The organism is Streptomyces sp. NPDC089799, assembly GCF_040684755.1.
In the GTDB taxonomy this organism is placed as follows: domain Bacteria; phylum Actinomycetota; class Actinomycetes; order Streptomycetales; family Streptomycetaceae; genus Streptomyces.
This window is the reverse complement of record NZ_JBFBGR010000024.1, coordinates 59676-80184: the sequence shown is the minus strand read 5'-3', so window position 1 is coordinate 80184 and position 20509 is coordinate 59676. Positions and strand designations below refer to the sequence as shown.

Sequence of the window (20509 nt, the reverse complement as noted above, 5' to 3'; positions counted from 1 at the left end):
TGGTAAGGGTGCCGTTCACGCCCTCGGCGGCACCGCGGCCGCACTCCGGCGATGATTCGAGGCCCCTGGGCCGACCACCTCCGGGCAGTCACTCACACGCCCGCCTGCGACATCGGGAAAGACGCTCTGACCTGGTGTTTTCCTCGGATTCGCCTAGCCTGGGGAGTCCTGCTGGACACCATCGGAGGGGACATCGTGACCGAGGAAGCCACCAGATACGACGCCAGCAACATCCAGGTACTTCAGGGGTGGGAAGCCGTTCGAAAGCGGCCCGGAATGTACGTCGGCTCGACAAGTGAACGCGGCCTGCGCCAGATGGTGTTCGAGGTCGCGGAGCGGGCCGTGAACGAGGTTCTGGCCGGCCGTGCCGCCTCCGTTGACGTCACTCTCACGCCCGACGGCGGCGTGTGTGTCGCCGACGACGGGCCGGGCATTCCCATCGACGAGACGGGGGCCGGTCCAGGGCTCGAAGCCCTGCTCACCCAAATGCAGGCCTGGAGAGGAGCCGGAGGCCGCCACGACGTAATGCTCGGCCTGTGCGGCTTCGGGCCCGCGGTCATCAATGCCTTGTCGCAACGGATGACGGCAGAGGTACGGCGCGAGGGGGCTCGATGGGTCCAGGAGTACGCGCGCGCCGTGGCCGTCACCCCGCTCACCGAGGCAGGGGCGGCGACGGGAAGCGGGACCACCCTTGCCTTCTGGCCCGACGCCGACATCTTCGGAGCCGCGGAGTTCTCGTTCGACGGACTGGAGGAGCGATTCAGGGAACTGGCCTTCCTGAACCAGGGTCTGGAGATCTCGCTGACCGACCTGCGCCGCCCGGATGAGTCCCGTTCGGTGCGGCTCCGGTTTCCGGACGGGGCGCGGGACTTCGTCGCCTTCCTCGACGGCCACGCGGCGGCGTCCGCCCCCACGGACACCATCGCCTTCGAGCACGAGGACCCTCGGATGGCGGGGATGATGGAGGTGGCCTTCCGCTGGTGCAGCTGCCCTGGGGAGGGGATCCGGAGCTTCGCCAACAGCCGGCCCACCATCGGCGGCACGCACGAGGTCGGCTTCCGCGACGGGATGACGGCCTCGGTCACCGCGTACGCCCGGGAGCAGGGGCTGCTGACAGCTACGGACCCCGACCTTGACGCCGATCGGATCGGCGAGGGCCTGACGGCGGTCGTGTCAGTGAAGCTGGACCGTCCCGAGTTCGAGGGCTCCACGCTTGGCGTGCTGGGCAACTCCGAAGTACGCGACTGCGTCGAACAGGCCGTCCAGGACCGCCTCGGCAGGTGGCTGAAGAAAGAACCGGAGCAGGCCGCAGCCATCATCGACCGGACCGTCCAGGGCGCCCGCAAAAACTGACCGACCACGAACCGCCCTGCCGGTCCGGAAGAACCGGACCGGCAGGGCGCCGGAAGTGGCGGAGTCCGGCAGCACATCCGAAGCGATCCGCAGTGTCTGCGGGCCACCCGGCCGCGACCACGACGCGAGGAGAGCTTCACCCTCGAGAAGCCTCAAAGGTCGGCGCGTCGCACAGCGGAAGCCAGGAGCGCGCGGACATCGAGGACCACCAGTTGGCGCTGCTGCTTTTGAAGCCCTACCAGCGGATGGCGCGCTTCCGAAGCGGGAGGAGGTGCCGGACGCGGTGGTCGACTTTCCGCAGGGCGGAGGAGCTGGCGGTCCGCACCGTGCCGAGCCAGTACGCCTCGATGCGGACCGCGGAGGCCCACCGCGGCCTCGTCCGTGCCCGGATCGCCGGGATCCGGGCCGAGGCCGGCTCGAAGAACAACCCAGCGGAACCTGATCAACGTGGCGTGGAGCAGATGAGAACAGCGCGCCCCCGCGTCACGCCACCCCTGGGAATAGGCCTTATACAACAGACAGGTTCAGTTCAGGCCGCCACGGCGTGATGTGGCCCAATAGGCCAAGCCGCAAATTGTTCCGGTTAGGCCAAATCTAGGCCGTTTAGGCAACCCTGCAACTAGCTGCACTTGATGAGATTGACGTGAGAATCTCTTGATCGCCGCATGAATGATTCATACATTCGCGCCTGCGATCCATGCCAGGTCGCATACGACAGGGCCATAGGGGAGCCCTGCGTCACTGGGGGATGAATCAATGCCTGTGTTCGACAGGCAGGGGCTTCGTCATGCCATGAGTGCCGCGATGGGCGCGGCACTCATTCTTGGCGTTACCCCTGCTCAGACCCCTTCAGCGGCTGCGGCCGCCGAGGGACCCGCGCCTGCCTTGACTGAAGGCCAAAAGGCGCTGAAGGAGGCGGCCGAAAATGGCCTGCCTGTTGAAGTGATCGGTGATCGTTCGGAGTTCACTACCACTTACGCAAATCCGGATGGTCAGACCTTCAGGCTCGACCAGTCCGTAGTGCCTGTTCGCGTCAAGGAGGAGAACGGTTCCTGGACCACGCCGGATGCGACGCTGGAGGTGCGTGGCGACGGGACGGTAGGGCCGAAGGCCGCAACGGCGGACATCAGCTTCTCCGGCGGCGGTGACAAGGCAGATCTGGTCGCCATCGGCCAGGGTGTGCACCGGCTCTCCCTGCAGTGGCCGGGGGTACTGCCCAAGCCGGCTCTCGACGGGGACACCGCGGTGTATGCGGAGGTTCTGCCGGGGGTCGATCTCCGGATGACGGCTACGACGGAGGGCTACCGCGAGGTCTTGGTCGTCAAGACACCCACCGCGGCCAAGAACCCGGCGCTCAAGAACATCAAGTTCGGGCTCAAGGCCGAAGAGCTGCAGGTCAGCGCCAGCAAGGACGGTGGCCTGGTCGCCGAGGACTCCAACGGTCGTAGTGTCTTCACCTCGCCGCCGGCCCTGATGTGGGACTCCAGTGGCGGTGACGACGTACCGGCGTCCCAGCCTTCCGCTCAGCCCAAGATGGCGGTACTCCGGGCCGCTGACACCCCGAGGTCGGTCGTCCAGGCGAACGCTGTCGCCGAGGATCCGGATGCCGAGGCACCGGGGCCGGGGGACAAGTCTGCGAACCTGCAGGTGGCAGTGGGTGCGGATTCCCTGACCGTGGTGCCGGACGCTGCCCTGCTCGGGCAGAGTGACCCGGCCGCGTTCCCGCTGTACATCGACCCGCCGGTCGCGCTCGATGACGGTGTGGAGCGCACGCTGCTGCGGTCGGACGGCTACGAGTTCTGGAACTTCGACAACGACAAGGACAACCAGGGCAAGGGTGTCGGCAAGTGCGGCACCTGGGGCACCTACTACTGCGGTCCCGGTTACATACAGCGTCTGTACTTCGAGTTCTCGCCCAAGAAGCTGGCCGGCAAGGAAGTCCTCTCCGCCCGCTTCCGGATCACCGAGCCCTGGGCCTTCCAGTGCGAAGTCCGCAACGTGTGGCTGGTCCGGACGAACGGCGAGATCTCCCAGTCCACCACCTGGGCGAACAAGCCCGGCTACCTGGACCGGATGGGTGACCGGTGGGTGTCGGCCGGCCGCGGTTCGCTGTGCGATCCGAACGCGCCGCCCGCGCCGATCGAGTTCGCCGACAATCCGGACGAGCCGGATGAGAACCTCACCCCGACGGTGCGTGATTTCGCCGCCGGAAAGTTCAAGCGCCTGACTCTGGAAATCCGGGCAGAGGACGAGGGCGACACGTCCTCCTGGAAGCGGTTCCGCAACGACGCCGTCCTCTCTGTGGACTACATCGCCCGTCCGGCGGTACCGACCGCGTATGGCCTGGTGGCAGGAAACGGCCAGGTGTGCGCCACGAACGAGTCCGCGCCCGCCGTCGTGTCCGACCGGACACCATCCCTGACTGCCACGACCGAGGTGGTCTCCGGCGGCGAGGAGGGCGCGTCCCTGCGTGCGGCGTTCCAGATCGACCGCAAGAACAGCGACGGCTCCTGGACTCCGGTCAAACAGACTCCGGAGTCCTGGTCCGCCACCGACAACCCCTCCGCCGGATATGTGGGGGCGAACTCCAGGGTCGTCGGTGTGCACCCGGTTACGTTGGACGAGGGCGTGCTGTACAAGTTCCGCACCTGGACGCGTGCCTTCGCCGGTTCCTTGACGCCGCGCGGCAGCGTCGCCACCAGCGGCTGCTTCTTCAAGGTCGACGCCAGCGCCCCGAAGGCGCCGAAGGTCACCTTCGGAAGCCCCTACAGCGCCTGCACCAGCACCTCCTGCACAGCTGCCGGAAAGCCCGGTACCCCAGGTCAGGTGACGTTCACCCCGGCCACTGGGGACAGCAACAACACCAAGTACGAGTACAAGCTGAGCACCGAGGACGACTGGACGGTGAAATCCGGCTCCTCCGCCACGGTTTCCGTCACACCGATGGCACCGGGCACCCATCAGCTAAGCGTCCGGGCGTTCGATTCCCTGGGCCGGGCGGGCGCCTACAGCGTCGTCGACTTCGTGGTCAAGGAAGGCAGCGGGCCGGTCGCTTACTGGAACTTCAACGAATCCAGCGGCCCGGCCCTCGACACCTCCACGACCAGCGCTTCACTGCAGAACAACGCCGACCTCCAGCCTGGAAGCCAGCGTCCTACGTCCGGACGCCGAGGCAAGCTGGCCACCGGAACCGACCGGACCCTGCTCCTCAACGGCGTCGACCAGTACGCCCTGACCGACAAGCCCGTCATCGACACCCGTGCGTCCTTCACCGTAGGCGGCTGGGCCCGCCTGGACCGCCAGGACAAGTGGTACACGATGGTGTCCCAGGGCGGGGGCAGCCATCAGAGTGGCGTCGCCATCACCGCAGTGGCCAACGGCCCCTGGATCGTCCGCATGGCAGAGGCCGACGGACCCGACGGCTGGCAGCACATGACGAAGCTGGAGTCGAAGAACCCTGCCGTCGTCGGAGTGTGGACGCACGTCGCAGCCAGCTACAACGCATCCACCAACAAGATGAAGCTGTACGTCAACGGCCAGCTCCAGGGCGAAACCATCGTCGCGGCCCCGATCGCGGCCACCAAGCCGATGGGCATCGGCACCATCTGGCACCGCGGCGCCTGGATCGACCAGTTCCCCGGCCGCATCGACGAACTGAAGGTCTGGCAGGACGAGCTCACCGGAACCGCGGTCAAGACGGAGGCCAAGCTCCTCGACGGCAGCAACCGGGCACACCTGGCACTGGCCGCCACATGGGATCTGGAGGTAGCCGGCAACCCGGTTCAGGACGACACCGTCTACAACCGCGACCTGACCCTCGCCACCGGCACCACCATCAAACACGGCACGCTGGTCCTCAACGGCACCAGTCACGCCGGCACCGCAGCTGGTCCCCTCGTCGACGACACGGGATCCTTCACAGCGACAGCGAGTGCCGACATCGATGGCGCCAAGCTGGTCGGGAAGCCCAATGGGCAGCGCGCACAGGTCATCGGCCAGCGCACGGCAGCGGGTTCCTCTTGGGGCATCTGGTTCGAGAAAACGGGCGAAGTGCCTGGAGTCCCTGTCCCCGAGGACCCGACGAAGTTCACCACCGAGGTAGTGGGGCAGTGGCACTTCGGACGCCTGACTGCTGACGGGAAGGGCGTGTCCGTCACGAGCACCGACCCCGCCACCCTCGGCGTGCATGTCCAGCTGACCGGCGTCTACGACGCCCAGAAGGGAACCATCACCCTCTACGTCGGGGGCGACGCGGGAGGCACCGTGGACTCGTTCACCGCTGCCGTGGGCAGCGGAGACTTCGCCGTCGGCAGGGGGTTCACCGGAACCTGGAGCCACTACCTGCCCGGCGAGATCAAGGACATCCATCTGTGGTCGGGTGCGGCGCAGAGCGCCACTCAGGTCCGTGAACTGACCGACTGACTCAAACCAGGCCAGCCCATCCATGCCTCTGACGGGCTGGCCGTCCGTACACCCCATCACATCCCGGGGGGTCGCTTCCCGCGGCCCCCCGGATATCAGCCATCCCTTCAACCGGAGTAACGTCGTGTTGAAACCGAAGCCGCCCCGGCGGACGCCGTATCGCGTCCCGCTGATCGGTGCACTGGCACTTGCCCTATCCGTGCCGGGTTCTCTCGTGCCCCTGGCGACCGCAGCAGAGATACCGGGTGCCCCCGGCCTGCCCAAGCACCGGACCAGCAAGGTGCTTGCGGTGAATGCCGAGGGTGCCAAAGCAGCCCGAGAGCAAGTCGCCAAGAGCCAGGCAGCCAGAAAGATCCAGACCGACCGGGCGCGCGCCGAAGCAAAGGCCGAATGGCCCAAGCCCGCAACGCTCATCCAGAACCTGTCTCCTGGCAGGCCTGCTGCCAAGGCACTGGTGAGTGTGCAGTCGGCTCCCTCGCCCAAGGGGCCTCCGCTGCCGTTCAAGCCAGCCGCGGGCAAGGCGACGGTCAAGGTCCTGGACCAGCACGCCTCTGAGCGTGCCGGTATCACTGGTGTGTTGTTCTCCGCTACCGCCGACGAGGCCGGCCCCGCCCGGATTCAGGTCGACTACGGCACCTTCGCCTCCGTCATCGGAGGTGGCTGGTCCACCCGCCTTGCCCTGGCCAGCTTGCCTTCCTGCGCGCTGACAACGCCGGAGAAGTCGGAATGCCGCAAGACGACCCTGCTGACCTCTGACAACAGCGTCAAGAACCGCACCGTCACGGGAATCGTGCCTGCCGTACCGAAGGCAGTGGCGGGCGCGGATCCTGCTGTGTTCGCCGTGATGGCGGATGCCTCCAGTGCGGGCAAGGGTGCGGGCGACTACAAGGCCACCCCCCTGTCCTCGTCCTCGAACTGGGAGGCAGGCCAGTCCTCGGGGGCGTTCTCTTGGTCGTATCCGATCACCACACCACCTGCAGTGGCCGGGCCTGCGCCGTCGCTGGCCCTGTCCTACGACTCGGGCAGAGTCGATGGGCGCACCGCGAACACCAACAACCAGACGTCCCTGGTCGGTGAGGGCTTCGACCTGACCTCTTCGTACATCGAGCGGAAGTACGGCTCGTGTGACGACGACGGGCAGAAGGACAAGTTCGACCTGTGCTGGAAGTACGAGAACGCCTCGCTGGTCCTGAATGGCAAGGCCACCGAGCTCGTCAAGGACGACACTTCCAAAGAGTGGCGGCTGAAGAACGACGACGCCTCGAAGGTGACCCTGGAGACCGGCGCTGACAACGGTGACGAGAACGGCGAGTACTGGAAGGTCGTCACCGGCGACGGCACCACCTACACCTTCGGCCTGAACAAGCTGACCGGCGCCGCCGCACAGCGCACCAACTCCACCTGGACCGTCCCCGTCTTCGGCGACGACAGCGGCGAGCCCGGTTACAACAAGGGCAGCAGCTTCTCCACCCGCTCCGAGGTCCAGGCATGGCGGTGGAACCTGGACCTGGTCCAGGACCTCCGCGGCAACGCCTCCACCTACTGGTACACGGCTGAGGGCAACAACTACGCCAAGAACGGCGACAAGACCAAGCTCGCCTCCTACACCGCCGGCGGATACCTCAACGAGATCCGCTACGGCCAGCGAGCCGACGCCCTCTTCACCGGGGTCACCTCAAATAAAGTGACCTTCGGCTACAAGCCGCGGTGCGTCATCGACGAGTGCGGCACGCTGACCAAGGACACCTCCAGCAAGTGGCCGGACGTTCCCTTCGATGCCATCTGCGATGCAGGCGAAACGGACTGTAAGGCCACCGGTCCTGGCTTCTTCACCCGCAAGCGGCTGACCAGCATCAACACTCACGCCTGGAACACCACAGCCGAACCCGACGCCTACGCGACCATCGACACCTGGGACCTGGTCCATGACTTCTGGGATGCCGCTGACCTAAGCGACGCCAGCGACAAGTCCCTGATCCTGCTGTCGATCAAGCGATGGGGCAAGAACGGCGGCTCGCTGGAGCTGCCGCCGGTGGAGTTCACCTACCAGGAACGTCCCAACCGCGTCGACACCGACAGCGACGACACCGTCCCGCTGTCCCGACCGCGCATCGAAACCATCACTTCCGAAGCCGGTGCCATCACCACGGTGACGCTGTCCGACCCTGAGTGCATCCGGGGCAGCCGCATGCCGAAGGCCGAGGACGACAACTCTGACGCCGGCAGGCCCTGCTACCCGGTGTACTGGCCGGTCAACGGCGGTGACCCAAAGCTGGACTGGTTCCACAAGTACCGTGTCACCGCAGTCACCGTCGCCGACCCCGCCACCGACCAGGAGATGCTCCACCACTCCTACGAGTACGAGCAGCCGGGCTGGCACTACAACGACGACCCCCTGACCCCTGAGAAGGAGCGCACCTGGTCGACCTGGCGCGGCTACGGCAAGGTCACCTCCTACTCCGGAGCTGTCGGCACCACCCGGTCCAAAACCGTCAACGTCTTCATGCAGGGCCTGCACGGCGACAAGCTCAAGGCGGGTGGCTCCCGAACCGCGGTCGTCACGGGCGTGGCCGTCCCCGGCGTGACCGTGGCCAACGCCAACGACTACGACCAGTACGCCGGCTCCCTCCGTCAGTCGATCACGCACAACGGGACGACGCCCATCGGGGTCACCGTGAACGGCCTGTGGTCCAAGGAGACCGCCAGCCAGCAGAAGTCGTACGCCAACACCAAGGCGCACTTCGTCCGCACATCAGCCGTCTACGCGTACACCCACCTCACGGCGTCCGGCACAGCGAACACCTGGCGAGGCACGCAGACCGACTACACCTATGACGGCGTGTTCGGCATGAAGACGCACGAGGCCGTCACCGGTGACATCGCCAAGTCCGGTGACGAGTTGTGCACCCGCACGTGGTACGCCCGCAACGACAGCAACGGCATCACCAGCCTCGTCTCGCGCACCCGCACGGTCGGCGCACCCTGCACCCAAACCGACGACAAGCTCAACCTGCCCACCAGCGCCGACGTCCGCGGCGATGTCCTCTCCGACGAAGCCGTCGTCTACGACAACGCCGGCACCACCGGATGGTCGCCCACCCAGGCTCCGACCCTGGGCCTGCCGACCTGGACCGGCCGAGCCCAGTCCTACCCCGCTGCCTCCGGCACCGGCGACCGTCACCCGGCCGTCTCCGGCGGATGGCAGACGGTGGCCAAGACCACCTACGACACAGCCACCGCCAAGCTCGGGCGTCCCCTGTCGGTGACCAACGCCGAAGGCCAGACCACCACGACCAGCTACACCCCGGCAGCCGCCGGCCCGCTCGTCGTCTCCGTGGCCACCGGGCCGAAGCTGGCCTCCAACGGGCAGCAGCACACCTCGTACACCTACGTCGACCTGCGCGGCTCCACCGTCCGCAGCATCGACGCCAACATGAAGTCCGCCTTCAGCACCTACGACGCACTGGGAAGGATCACCGAAACCCGACTGCCCAACCGGCCGCAGTCCTTCACTCCCAACATCAAGTACGGCTACCAGATCGCCCGCGGCAAAGAGCCCTGGACCTCCGTGTCCACGCTGGCCAACAACGAGGGCTACCGGACGACGTACTCCATCGCCGACGCGCTGCTCCGCCCGGTCCAGACCCAGACCGAATCGCCCGGCGGCGGACGCATCCTGACCGACACCCGCTACGACACCCGCGGACTCGCCCACGAGACGCACACCGACATCTACGACTCCACAAAGGCCCCGGAAGGCCGCTACGCCCGCGCGGAGAACGGCGAGAGCCCGCTCCAGACACAGACCGCGTTCGACGGCGCAGGCCGCGCCACCACCTCCACCCTGTACACCTTCGGCGCGAAGAAGTGGTCCACGACCACCTCCTACACGGGTGACTCGGTGGCCACCACGGCACCGCAGGGCGGCACCGCCGCCCGCACCATCACCGACGCGCTCGGGCGTACGGTCGAGACACGCACGTACGGGGGCACCACACCCGACGACCCGGCCTTCGGCGGCACCAGCCCCGGCACGCCGTACACCAAGACGACGCAGTCGTACACCCGCAACGGCAAGCTGCGGTTCTTCAACGGCATCGACGGCTCGCAGTGGTCCTACAACTACGACCTCTTCGGCCGCCAGAACACCACCACCGACCCCGACAAGGGAACCGCCACCACCTCCTTCACCGCGCTGGACCAGGTGGCCACGACCAAGGACTCCCGCAACACCGTCCTCGAATTCGACTACGACGAACTGGGCCGCAAGACCGGTCTCTGGAAGACCTCCAAGACCGACGGCAACAAGCTCGCAGCCTGGACCTACGACACCGTCCTCAAGGGCGCACCCTCGGAATCCATCCGCTACTACGGCGGTACCGCAGGCAAGGCATACACGAACGCCGTCACCGAATACGACCTGCTCAGCCGTCCGGTCAAGACCCAGCTGCGCCTGCCGGCCGACGACCCGCTCGTCACCTCCGGAGCCACCGCCGCCACCACCGAACACCGGGTCAGCTACCTCCTCGACGGAAGCCTGAGCAGCACCGACGCACCGGCAGGCGGCGGACTGCCGGCCGAGATCCTCAGCTACGACTACAACACCTTCGGACTCCCCACCGGCCTGACCGGCACCACCGGCTACGTCGAGAACGCCGCCTACAACCCGCTCGGTGACCTCCAGCAGCTCACCCTGGCACGCTCGGGCGCCTCCGGCGTCAAGCAGGCGTACGTCACCAACACCTACGAGGACGGCACGCGCCGCCTGATCAAGTCCCTGGTCACCGGCCAGGCCCACAACGGCTTGCTGCAGGAGCTGACGTACAAGTACGACCAGTCCGGCAACGTCCTGTCCGTCTTCGACGCGGCCCCGCAGAGCGGCTTCACCCAGGCCGACAACCAGTGCTTCACCTACGACGGCCAGCGCCGCCTGACCGAAGCCTGGACCCCCAAGACAGCCGACTGCTCCACCGCGGGACGCACCGCTGCCAACCTCGGCGGCGCAGCCCCCTACTGGAGCAGCTACACCTACACCGCCTCCGGACAGCGGGCCACGGAGAAGACCACCCCGGCCTCCGGTGGTGCCCCGATCACCCGCACCTACTGCTACGACGCCACGCGCAAGCACGCACTGGCCGCAACCACCACAGCCGCCTCCTGCACCGGTCTCGCACCCCAGTACGCCTACGACGCTGCCGGCAACACCATCAAACGGCAGCAGGACCCGGCCGGCACCACCGCCCAGACACTGACCTGGAGCCCGGAAGGCCAGCTCAGCAAACTCACCGAAGGCAGCACGTCCACCGACTACCTCTACGACGCCGACGGCGAGCTCCTCATCCGGCGCCTGCCCGGCGGTGAAACCGTCCTCTACAACGGCGCCACCGAGGTCCACCTCAAGGGCGCCACGAAGTGGGCGACGCGCACCTACGGCTTCGCCGGGCAGCCGGTCGCGGTCCGCACCAACGAGACCGGTACCAGCAAGCTGTCCTTCCTGGCAGGCGACCGCCACGGCACCTCCAGCCTGGCGATCGACAGCGCGGACACCCAAGCCCTCAGCAAGCGCTACACGACCCCCTTTGGCGGCCAGCGCGGCTCCACGGTCGGCACCTGGCCCGACGACAAACGCTTCCTGGGCGCCACGGAGGACAAGAACACGGGCCTGACCCATATCGGCGCCCGCGAATACGACCCCGCCCTCGGACAGTTCATCAGCATCGACCCCCTCCTGGAGGCCGACAAACACCAGACCCTCAACGGCTACAGCTACAGCATCAACAACCCCCTCTCCTTCACCGACCCCACCGGCCTCGGAACCGCCTGCTCAGGCTCCGGCCGCGCCTCGGAAGCGTGCCCGAGGACAATGCCCGGCGGGCAGGGACGCCCCGACGGCGGCAACGCCCACGACGACGGCGACCAGTACGAGCAGGCGCAATACGTTCCGTCTCGATTCGGTGGCGGCTCCACGCCCGGTGAAAACTACGGCTACGACTTCAACAACGACGGCGTCGTCGCAATCCACCCCAAGTTCGTGGTGCCCGTCACCTGGAAGCAGCTTCCCGAGCTGGCCGAGACGTTCAGTGCCGAGATACTCACCCTGTGCCGGTACAAGGACGCCGGCGACTGCTACACAGGCAGCGACGGCGACGACAACGCTTCGGTATCCAGCTCACGCGACAACGCCTGCCGCGACGTCTACGGCGGAACATGCCCCGGCGGCTACCAGGTCGGTGACCGCATGGCCGCCAGCCTGATGGTCGGCGCAGAACAGCGCTTCGGCAGCGGCCGCGCCAAGGGGCCCACGTCCAGCGGAAACTGCAAGTGCTTCCTTGCCGGCACCGACGTACTCATGGCCGACGGCACCACCAAGGACATCGAGGACATAAACGTCGGTGACAAGGTCCAGGCCACCGACCCTGAAACCGGAGAATCAGGACCGCGTGAAGTAGCAAAACTCATCGTCACCGAAGACGACAAACACTTCAACGAACTCACCCTGACAACCCAACACGGCAACGAAAAGATAACCGCCACTCACGAGCACCCCTTCTGGTCCCCCTCCGACCACCGATGGGTGGAAGCCGGCGACCTCAAGCCCAACACCACGCTCCAAACACGCGACGGCACCGTCACCGTCCTCGCCAACCGCGCCTACTCCCAGTCGGCACGCACCTACAACCTCACCGTTGACGGCCTCCACACGTACTATGTGCTGGCGGGGGCCACTCCGGTCCTCGTACACAACTCCTCGTGCCTTACAACGGCTGGCAATAATTTCCCCGGGGTGGCTCACACTCTTGACGAACACGTCGGCATATCGAACGCCAGAGCAATCTCCCTGGCGGCAAGCAAGCCGGGCGGAAAGAACAGTGTGTTCATTGATCACCAGACCGCCCAACAAGTTGCGGACTACGCCGTAGCTTTCAATCAGACCCGCATCAATAAATGGTTGCGGGGATCGCAGCAGCAGCTGACCTTCTCCGGTAGATTTGGTGCCCATGGTTCTCTGGGCACCACGTTCTACGCGAATGGGTCGAGTGCCGCTACAGGAAACGGTTACTTCATACAGTTGACACGCGCCAAAGGACACCCAGGCGGCTTCTACGTCTCGACGCTTTATCCGAAGTGAGGGATACCATGGCAAGGTTCACTAGTTTCGACTTCGGCTTGTCGGGATTGTCTGCCCTGTTCCACGAGGACTGGATTCATGTAGGAGGAGTCGAGGAAGTTGTCCACTCCTACCTCTCCATTGGGGAGGCACTCGTCGCCGATGAGGCCCAGCAGAAAGAGGCAGCCGCGCTTGAGCATGACGTCGCCAAACTCGCCGATTCTTCCTTGAGTGAAGTTGACATCGAGATGCTTTTCTCGATGTCAACTTCAGGGAATTATCGCTTCCAAGGTGACGAGACGGGCCGCGTCCTTCTGGGTCGTATCGGCGAGGCTTGTCGGCGATGGCAGGCGATGTATGGTTGCGTTCCTGTGGAGGTGGACGCCGCATGGTCTTCACGGGTCGTAGCGAATGAGGTGTGCGACGTCATCGCCGAAACCCCTCTGCAGCTCCCTGGGGAATTTCGCAGATACTTCGGGTCCGATGTATCCGAACTACGCGATGCACTCGACGCTTGCGTGCGATCAGCCGCCACCGATCTCGCTTTTCGGCTCCTCCTGAGGATTCATGTCGCCAATTTCATTCCAGTGGATCGTTCCGCTTGGATGAGGTATGAGGGCATCGCCTACCGATTGGCGCTTGGAGAAGATCTACTATCTTCTCTTGAATTCCTGTCCCCTGACGCAAACCCCAGGTCGAATTAAGTTCTCCCAGCGTTCCCGCACCGAGGAAATAGTTCAATCGATCTGGGTGTGTCATCTTCGAGATTGGAGGATCATGGAGAGAGATGCGAGTCTGATGGAAATGCTGCATCGCCTGGATGATCCCGAACGGCCAGAAGCTCCGGCCAACTACAATGCAGCCGATGCGGCGGCTTCATTCAGCCGTCTGACTGTGCAGGTAGGTTCTCGCTTCTCGATGCCTTGCGAGATCGATCAAGACATCCATGACTCCGCTCAGTACGGACGAATCGAAGTGCCGGGGGAAGCCACGGTTTGCGGGACGAGGATCGTTGTCCTGGTGAGCAAGTTCAAGCCATTGGCAATGGTGGCAGCTGATAACCCTGGCGCCTTCTTGGGTACGGATGAAGCGCGTACTGAAGGCGAGCTCGACGCGAGTGATCTTGAGAAGGTAGAGCAAGTTATTTCGGAATCGGGGTACGTCACGATTCCGGAAGAACTTCTCACAAGTCGCTATGACGGATCCACTCTCCGTTTCCATGGTTCTGGGGAGCCGAGTTGGTGGGACCGGTTCTTCGGTTCTTGCTGATGGATCTGAAGTATCCGGTTCCATAACTTCGGCGCTTAGGGGTCGCATAAGATCCGATGTCGGATTCAACCCGGCCGCGCCATGATAAAGAATCATGCAGTGGCCGAGATTAGCCCCGCCGAGCTGTGCTCGGCGGGGCTAATCTGGTGTTTGACGGCAGTAGTTGACGGCAACGCCAGCGGCGCAAGGGGGCGGTTCATCGCCGGCAGAGCGAGCCGTCCAGGTGGTCTCAGGGCCGTCAAGCGCCGCATTGAGGGTGTTGATGGCGTCGCACTAGGCGGGATCGAACCTGGGCGTAGACGGTGACAATGGCACCGATGTGGATGTGGCCGAGGAATTCCTTGATCACGACGAGTTCGACGCCTTGCTCCAGCAGCAGCGCGGCGGTCGAGTGCCGGAGGTGAAGTGCTGCCAGACGCTTTCTGGCAGGGCTTCGGTGTGCTTGACGGCAACGTCAGCGGACGGACGTTTTGATGGGTGGAGCGTCTGGGCGGTCGTTGGCTTGGCCGAGGGCATCACCGCATTGCTGGTATCACCTCGGATAAGATGCCATATCCGAGGTGATACCAGCATCGTGACGCAACGTCACAATCAGCCGTGATCGCGGCGTGTAGGAGGGGACGTCCCTATGAGCACCGAGATCGTGCATACCGGTGACGTCGTCGACGCCGATCTCGTCGAGGCAGTCGGGCAGTCGGCCGGAGCCGGCGTCGTCGGGTACGACCCGAGGGCGGTGGCGGTGCTCGCCGCCCTCGAAGAGGGGGCCGAAGAGCACATCGCGGCCGCACGCCCGCACAAGACGAAGGTCTCGTACGCCAACGACTGGGCGCTCTGGCAGGAGTTCCACGGCTGGCTCGCCGAGCGCACCGGCACCCCGCTGCCCCTGACCGCCGTCACCAAGGGGACGATGGTCGGCTTCACCGTGTGGCTGGACGAGGTGAAGCAGGCGGCTCCCAACAGCATCGACCGCCGGATCACCGGGGTCACCGTCACCGCGCGCGGCCTCGGGGCGGAGGTTCCCAAGGAGGCCACGCTCGCGGCCCGACAGCTGGTCAAGCAGTACAAGAATGATCCGCTGCGGATGGCGCGCGGGCGGGGCAAGGCCGTCGCCCTCACCCCGGCCGACCTGCGGAGGATGAACACCGCGCGGCGAGGTGCTCCAACCTCGGAAGCAGATGCCGGGAGCAGGCTCCCGCGTGAACTCCCGGAGTTGGCCCGGCTTCGGGACCGGGCGATGAACACCCTCCGGTTCGCCATCGCCGGGCGTAACGAGGAGGTCTCCTGCCTCGACGACACCGGGATCCGGCTAGTTGCAGAGGGCTTGGAGGTACACGTTCCCAGCGTAAAGGGCCGCCCCCCGCGTGACGTCGTGGTGGCGTACGGGCAGCACGCCGACACCTGCCCCGTCCGCTGCTGGCTCGCCTGGCAGCAGGCCAAGCTCGCCGCGGGTGCGGCTGCGGCCGGACCCGCGTTCCTCGCCGTGGACCAGTGGGGGAACCTGGGCACCGGCCGGCTCTCCCCGGACGGCTGCGGCCGCGCGATGACCCGGGCCGCCGAGCGCGCCGGCCTGGAAGCCCGTATCACCGGCCACTCCGGGCGCCGCGGAGTGGTGACCACGGGCCGCAAGAGGGGCAAGCGAGCCGAGAAACTGCGCAGGCAGGGCGGATGGTCGGCCAAGTCGCCCGTCTTCTGGGACTACATCGACGAGGGCGAGAAGTGGGAGGACGCCGCCACCGAAGGCATCGGCCTCTGACACCCCGACCTCCGAACCGGTGCCGAGCGCGTCAGTTTCTCACGCATTCTCCTTGGGCTAGACGGAGGCGGTCCGTGTTCGGCAGACTCTGTAGAACAAGCAGAACACGGTAAACACCGCTCGGAGGGCTCGTGAGGTTCACCATCGAAGGAGCGTCCCCGGAGTTCGAGCGCAAGCTGCTCGCCCTGTTCGCCGAGCACCGCGAGGAACTGACCCTCACTGCCGACACCGGGTGGACGGTTGCGCGTGCCGACCGCTATCTGCGGACCCTTCCGGCCGCCGCCCGTGCGTTCGCCCTCACGGTCATCGACACCCAAAACGGTGTGGCGGATGCCGATGAACTGCGCGAGCTGCTCGGGTCGCTGCGGGGCGCCACGATCGCGCTGTCCCGTGCGGTGCCGCGCGGCGTGAAGGCAGGATGGTGGCCACAGGGCACTCCCGCTCCCATCCAACCTGTTTACGACCCTGACAATCCCTCCTGGCAGAGGGCCATTTCGTACGTCATGGACCAGGAGTACCTGCCCGCCTTCCGCGAAGCGGCCGGCTTGTTCAGGTCCGGTTCCCCTGTGTCGTGGACGGACGAGAACCGCGGTGGCGTCCCGGCCCGTATGCAGGCGAACGGGACCGAGTATCCCGCCGAGCAGACGGCGAACCACGCGGATGCCGAGCACTGGTCGCTGGACGCGCCCTCGGCGCTGGCCCACCGTACCGACGCCGGGTGGTGGGCGGCAGACGATGTACCCAGCGCCCTGAACACCGAGGAGGGAGAAAACAAGTGACGGTCTGGAGTTGCGGAGCTAACCCCGCACTCCCGCAGAGTCGGCGCGGCCCGTCGGAAAGGCGGGCTGCCGACCCGGCTGTCTTCTGGAGGTCACCCGTGCTCCTCACCCCCGGCGCTACCCACTCCGTCCGTACCGCGGAGTGAGGCCCGTCCCATGTCGCTGCTCACCGACGCACTGCCCGGCCTGCTCAGCGCGACCGGCGCGACCGCCCTGGCCGCCCTGGGCGCCGCAGCCTGGCGCCGCCTGCAGTCCCGCCGCATGCAGGGGGCCCAAGGGGCCGGCACCACCGCCGCACTGGCGGCATCCCGTACGTTCCGCCGCTACACCCTGCTGCGCACCGCTGTCGGGGGCGGTACCCCGGACCAGTACGAGACGACCCGGCCGCCCGGCACCGTCATCACCTACCGGGTCAACGGCCATCCCCAGCGCTTCGAGCTGACCGACGCCCCCTTGGGCGACGGTACATACGCCGCCGAACCCCTCGACCACGGGTGACGCCAAGGCGCTGACCAGCACACAAAGTTGCTGAACACCGCCGCCACCGCCTACTTCTTGCGGGTCACGTTTCCTGCCTGGCACGGAAAGCACTACGTGACTCTGGCTGAGCTGCTGGTTCGTCTCGGGAGCTTCGGCCTGGACCTGATGTGGCACGTCGAGTTCGACGAGATTGTCGATCCTCGCTGTGTCGAGATGGAGAAGAGGTCCGCCGACGCCGGCATGAACACGTTGACGCTGTTGTCGTTGACGACCCCCTTCCTGCAGTTGATCGACGCCGAAGCACGGGGGTTCGCCGGGGACGGCCTGTTGGTCGTCCTGACCGAGGTCGACAGCTCCTCGTGGGACGTCAGGGCTGTCGACGAGCGTGTACTCAGCGAGCTCCGCCACCACTACCCGGGTGCAGAGGATCTCTGAACGGGCCACTTCACTGCGGACGGAGCCATAGGCGGATCGCGGCCACGGTGACCGTTCCGTGGAAGACGTACGCCCGTTTGTCGAAGCGTGTGGCGACCGCTCGGAAGTTCTTGAGCCGGTTGATGGTCCGCTCGACTTCATTGCGGCGGCGGTAGACCGTCTTGTCGAACCCTGTGGGCCGGCCGCCTCGGCTGCCGCGGCGCCGGCGGTTGGCCCGCTGGTCTCTGGGTTCGGGGATCGTGTGCTTGATCTGGCGTCTGCGCAGGTGACGCCGGTTGCGGCGTGACGAGTACGCTTTGTCGCCCCCGACATGGTCGGGCCGGGTACGCGGTCGTCCACCAGCCTGCCGGGGCACTCGCCGGGGAGGGCAATGCCGTCGTCGTCCTGGATCGTGAACCACAGGACGGTCTCTGCGATGTCGCAGGCTCTGCGAGAGCGGACATCGGGGCGCGGCCGCATCAGATGACCGGGGGTCGTCCCAGTCGGGTCATCCGCCATACCGTCCGCCACCGCATGGGCCGCCTCGGCGGGCACGGCACGCGTACGCCTTCGAGGAAGCCGGCCCACCAGGCGGCCAGGCCGGAGAGTGGGGGCCGCTGCGCGATCGTGTACGCAGCCCAGGTACCGAGGTAGACGGGGACCAGGACGGCGGGCAGGTGTCGCTTGGCGAGCCAGACCCGGTTCCGGCCGGTGTTGCGGTAATAGACCGCGTGCCGGGACGCTGCGGTGCGGGGGTGCTGCAGCACCATGTCGGCCCGGTAGTCGATTTCCCAGCCGGCGTCCAGGGCCCGCCAGCCGAAGTCGGTCTCCTCGTGGGCGTAGAAGAACTGGGTGGGGAAGTCGCCAACCTGGTCGATCACGGTCGTGCGGATGGCGTGGCCGCCGCCGAGGAACGTGGTCACCGGCCCGGATACGAGCGGGTCCTTGCCTCCGAGGCGGGGAACGTGGCGGCGCTGGCTCGCTCCGGTCTCGTCCGCGATCCGGAACCCGGCGACGCCCAGGCGGGGGTTGGCGGTGAAGGCTTCGCGGACCAGGTCCAGGGTGTCCTTGTGGGGCAGCAGGCCGTCGTCGTCCAGGACCACGACGACGTCCACGCCGCCGTTCTCGCGCAGCCACTGCACGCCGGCGTTCCGGCCGCCGGGGATGCCCAGGTTCTCGGGCAGTTCGACGCCGTTCACGCCGTCCGGCAGCGTGGGCAGGGGGACGCCCTGGCCGAGGACGACGACGGTGGCCGGGTCGCCTTCCTGGGCGGTGACCGAGTCGAGCAACGCTCGCAGCTCGGCGGGCCGGTCGCCCATGGTCAGCACCACGACGCCCAGCGTCGGAGTCCTACGGTTCGTGCTGGTCACTCTTGGCCTTTCAGTAGTGCGGTGGCACGCTGATTCAGGGCCGCAGCCCCGGTCACGCCGCGCTTGCGGTATCCGGCCGCCGCCGACTTGATCGTCTTGACGGCCTGCCGGTTGCGGTCGGAGACCACGCCACCCATGAAGTCCAGGGAGCGCGCCCATAGGCCCACGGCTTCCTCGTGGCGGTGCTGGGCGGCCACAGCTGTCCCCAGGGTGGCCATGGTCAGCCCGTGCTTGAGCTGGTAGGTGCCCGGCGTGCGGCCGGCCAGGGCTCTCCGGAAATGCCGTTCGGCGGCCTGGTGGTCCTTCATCGCGGTCAGGGTCTTGCCCATGTGCGAGGCGACCGTGGCCGCCACCGGACCCGAGGCCGCGGCGTAGGCGGGGACCGGCTCCCGGGTGTCCGTCATCGCGTCCTCCGCGGCCAGCAGCGCCCGCGCCGCCCTGGCACTCTGGCCGCCGGCCCCGTATGCCCTGGCGCATGTCACCAACAGCAGGGCTTCGGTCTGGCGGTCGACCTTCCCCACGGCCCGGTGCAGCGCGGCTTCGGCTAGTTCAGGGCACGAGCGGGGGTGGCCCAGGTCGAGGGCCTGATGAGTCAGGGCCCGCATCATCCATGCGGCGTGGCCATTCGGGTCGGCCTCGCAGGCGAGCTGGTAGCCCAGCAGGTAGTACTGCTGGGCTGCGCCTTCCCGGGCGAGGTCGTGGTGTTTCCAGCCGACCAGGCAAGCCAGCTGGGCCGCCGCTCCGAAGGCTTCAGCTCGAACCGCGGCAGAGGGGAACCGCGCGGTCAGCATCGGTGCGACGGTGTCGGTCAGATAGGCGGTGACGGTGGTCAGGCCGTGGCCGCCGCCCAGCCGTTCGTCCGCGCTGCGGAACATCTCGGTCAGCTGCCGGACCGTCGTCACCTCGGTCGGGCCGACGCTGCCTCGGGTCTCGGCCGCTCGGAGCGTCGCGGCGACCGCTTCGTGGTCATAGGCCAGCGGCAGGCCGACGGCCGCGGCGGTGAACGCGGCGCCGAGGAAGTCGCGGCGACGTTGCATGACGGATCTCCCGAGATCGGCGATGACGGCCAGTGGATCTGCTTCCATGGCCCCGCCGCCTTCGCAGCCTAGACCGATCTCGGCGACCGTCACCCGCCGTTTGGTCCGTCTCGTCAGGGCCTCGGCAATGTAGAACGGCGTCTGGCCGGACGGTGTACCCCCGGCGACCCAGTAGGTGACGGCCGACGGGCCGGTGCTCAATCGCCGGCCGGCCTCGGCCGCAACAGAGCGGATCTCCCTGGCCAGCGCGTAGTACGTGGCCCCGGACTCGGCAATCACGTCCGCTAACGCGCTGTTCGGCGTCCGGTCCCCTGCCAACTCGGCCCCCTTACAAGCGATCTTGAACAGGTTGAACGGGTTGCCTCTCCGCCCACCGTACTCAACTTCCGTGCGGGAGGGTTCACTGTTCATCACGCCGCTCGGGGCTGCACCACCGCTCCTTCTGGTGGAGCCCACCCCTGCCCTGGGCGGTGCCTGTCGGGGTGGCGGGGAGGCGGTCCCAAGCCGGCCCGGTCGCAACCTCC

Annotated in this window: 13 protein-coding genes and 2 pseudogenes; 10 read left to right on the top strand and 5 right to left on the bottom strand. The window is 66.7% G+C overall.

Features of this window, described 5'->3' with window-relative positions:
• Positions 1 to 195 precede the first annotated feature (195 nt).
• On the top strand, positions 196 to 1353 hold the full coding sequence (locus tag AB0O36_RS24955; protein ID WP_365114192.1) for an ATP-binding protein: 1158 nt from the start codon (positions 196 to 198) through the stop codon (positions 1351 to 1353).
• A 235-nt stretch (positions 1354 to 1588) separates the two neighbouring features.
• Here the strand turns inward: AB0O36_RS24955 and AB0O36_RS24950 are convergent, their stop codons facing one another.
• Positions 1589 to 1780, bottom strand: a complete 192-nt coding sequence (locus AB0O36_RS24950; protein ID WP_365114190.1) for a hypothetical protein — start codon at positions 1778 to 1780, stop codon at positions 1589 to 1591.
• A gap of 329 nt (positions 1781 to 2109) precedes the next feature.
• Between AB0O36_RS24950 and AB0O36_RS24945 the strand changes: the two genes are divergently transcribed.
• The 4 genes from AB0O36_RS24945 to AB0O36_RS24930 all read left to right on the top strand — a co-directional run bounded on the left by AB0O36_RS24945 (position 2110) and on the right by AB0O36_RS24930 (position 14152).
• Entirely contained in the window at positions 2110 to 5775 is a 3666-nt protein-coding gene (locus tag AB0O36_RS24945) for a LamG-like jellyroll fold domain-containing protein (RefSeq protein WP_365114188.1), read from the top strand.
• Between the two features lie 574 nt (positions 5776 to 6349).
• Positions 6350 to 12904 carry a polymorphic toxin-type HINT domain-containing protein gene (locus AB0O36_RS24940; RefSeq protein ID WP_365114186.1) on the top strand — a complete coding sequence of 2185 codons (6555 nt, stop codon included), beginning with the start codon at positions 6350 to 6352 and terminating at the stop codon, positions 12902 to 12904.
• Between the two features lie 8 nt (positions 12905 to 12912).
• A complete protein-coding gene (locus AB0O36_RS24935; RefSeq protein WP_365114185.1) occupies positions 12913 to 13587 on the top strand; it encodes a hypothetical protein in 675 nt (224 codons plus the stop codon).
• Between the two features lie 94 nt (positions 13588 to 13681).
• A complete protein-coding gene (locus tag AB0O36_RS24930; protein WP_365114183.1) occupies positions 13682 to 14152 on the top strand; it encodes a hypothetical protein in 471 nt (156 codons plus the stop codon).
• Between the two features lie 138 nt (positions 14153 to 14290).
• Here AB0O36_RS24930 and AB0O36_RS24925 read toward each other — a convergent pair.
• Positions 14291 to 14552: pseudogene (locus AB0O36_RS24925) on the bottom strand (hypothetical protein); the annotation flags it as partial.
• Between AB0O36_RS24925 and AB0O36_RS24920 the strand changes: the two are divergent.
• From AB0O36_RS24920 to AB0O36_RS24900, 5 genes are all read left to right on the top strand, one after another.
• Positions 14478 to 14753 carry a hypothetical protein gene (locus AB0O36_RS24920; protein ID WP_365114181.1) on the top strand — a complete coding sequence of 92 codons (276 nt, stop codon included), beginning with the start codon at positions 14478 to 14480 and terminating at the stop codon, positions 14751 to 14753. The pseudogene AB0O36_RS24925 and the gene AB0O36_RS24920 overlap by 75 nt on opposite strands.
• 27 nt (positions 14754 to 14780) lie before the next feature.
• Entirely contained in the window at positions 14781 to 15905 is a 1125-nt protein-coding gene (locus AB0O36_RS24915) for a hypothetical protein (protein ID WP_365114179.1), read from the top strand.
• Between the two features lie 131 nt (positions 15906 to 16036).
• The gene (locus AB0O36_RS24910) at positions 16037 to 16684 is read left to right on the top strand and encodes a hypothetical protein (RefSeq protein ID WP_365114177.1); all 648 of its coding nucleotides are present in this window, start codon (positions 16037 to 16039) and stop codon (positions 16682 to 16684) included.
• A 156-nt stretch (positions 16685 to 16840) separates the two neighbouring features.
• Positions 16841 to 17182, top strand: coding sequence for a hypothetical protein (locus AB0O36_RS24905; protein WP_365114175.1), 342 nt, complete (start codon positions 16841 to 16843; stop codon positions 17180 to 17182).
• A gap of 27 nt (positions 17183 to 17209) precedes the next feature.
• Positions 17210 to 17599: a hypothetical protein gene (locus tag AB0O36_RS24900; protein WP_365114173.1), complete on the top strand. Its 390-nt coding sequence runs from the start codon at positions 17210 to 17212 to the stop codon at positions 17597 to 17599.
• A 10-nt stretch (positions 17600 to 17609) separates the two neighbouring features.
• On the opposite strand, the pseudogene AB0O36_RS24895 reads toward AB0O36_RS24900, so the two are convergent.
• The 3 genes and pseudogenes from AB0O36_RS24895 to AB0O36_RS24885 form a co-directional block, all read right to left on the bottom strand.
• Positions 17610 to 17957: pseudogene (locus AB0O36_RS24895) on the bottom strand (transposase); the annotation flags it as partial.
• A 100-nt stretch (positions 17958 to 18057) separates the two neighbouring features.
• On the bottom strand, positions 18058 to 18948 hold the full coding sequence (locus AB0O36_RS24890) for a glycosyltransferase (RefSeq protein WP_365114171.1): 891 nt from the start codon (positions 18946 to 18948) through the stop codon (positions 18058 to 18060).
• On the bottom strand, positions 18945 to 20303 hold the full coding sequence (locus AB0O36_RS24885; RefSeq protein WP_365114290.1) for a tetratricopeptide repeat protein: 1359 nt from the start codon (positions 20301 to 20303) through the stop codon (positions 18945 to 18947). The genes AB0O36_RS24890 and AB0O36_RS24885 overlap by 4 nt, the downstream gene beginning before the upstream one ends.
• Positions 20304 to 20509: the final 206 nt, after the last annotated feature.

Coding starts and splice junctions, on each gene's coding strand:
- AB0O36_RS24945 (WP_365114188.1), top strand. CDS start 2,110: ATGCCTGTGTTCGACAGGCAGGGGCTTCGTCATGCCATGAGTGCCGCG.
- AB0O36_RS24935 (WP_365114185.1), top strand. CDS start 12,913: ATGGCAAGGTTCACTAGTTTCGACTTCGGCTTGTCGGGATTGTCTGCC.
- AB0O36_RS24930 (WP_365114183.1), top strand. CDS start 13,682: ATGGAAATGCTGCATCGCCTGGATGATCCCGAACGGCCAGAAGCTCCG.
- AB0O36_RS24915 (WP_365114179.1), top strand. CDS start 14,781: ATGAGCACCGAGATCGTGCATACCGGTGACGTCGTCGACGCCGATCTC.
- AB0O36_RS24905 (WP_365114175.1), top strand. CDS start 16,841: ATGTCGCTGCTCACCGACGCACTGCCCGGCCTGCTCAGCGCGACCGGC.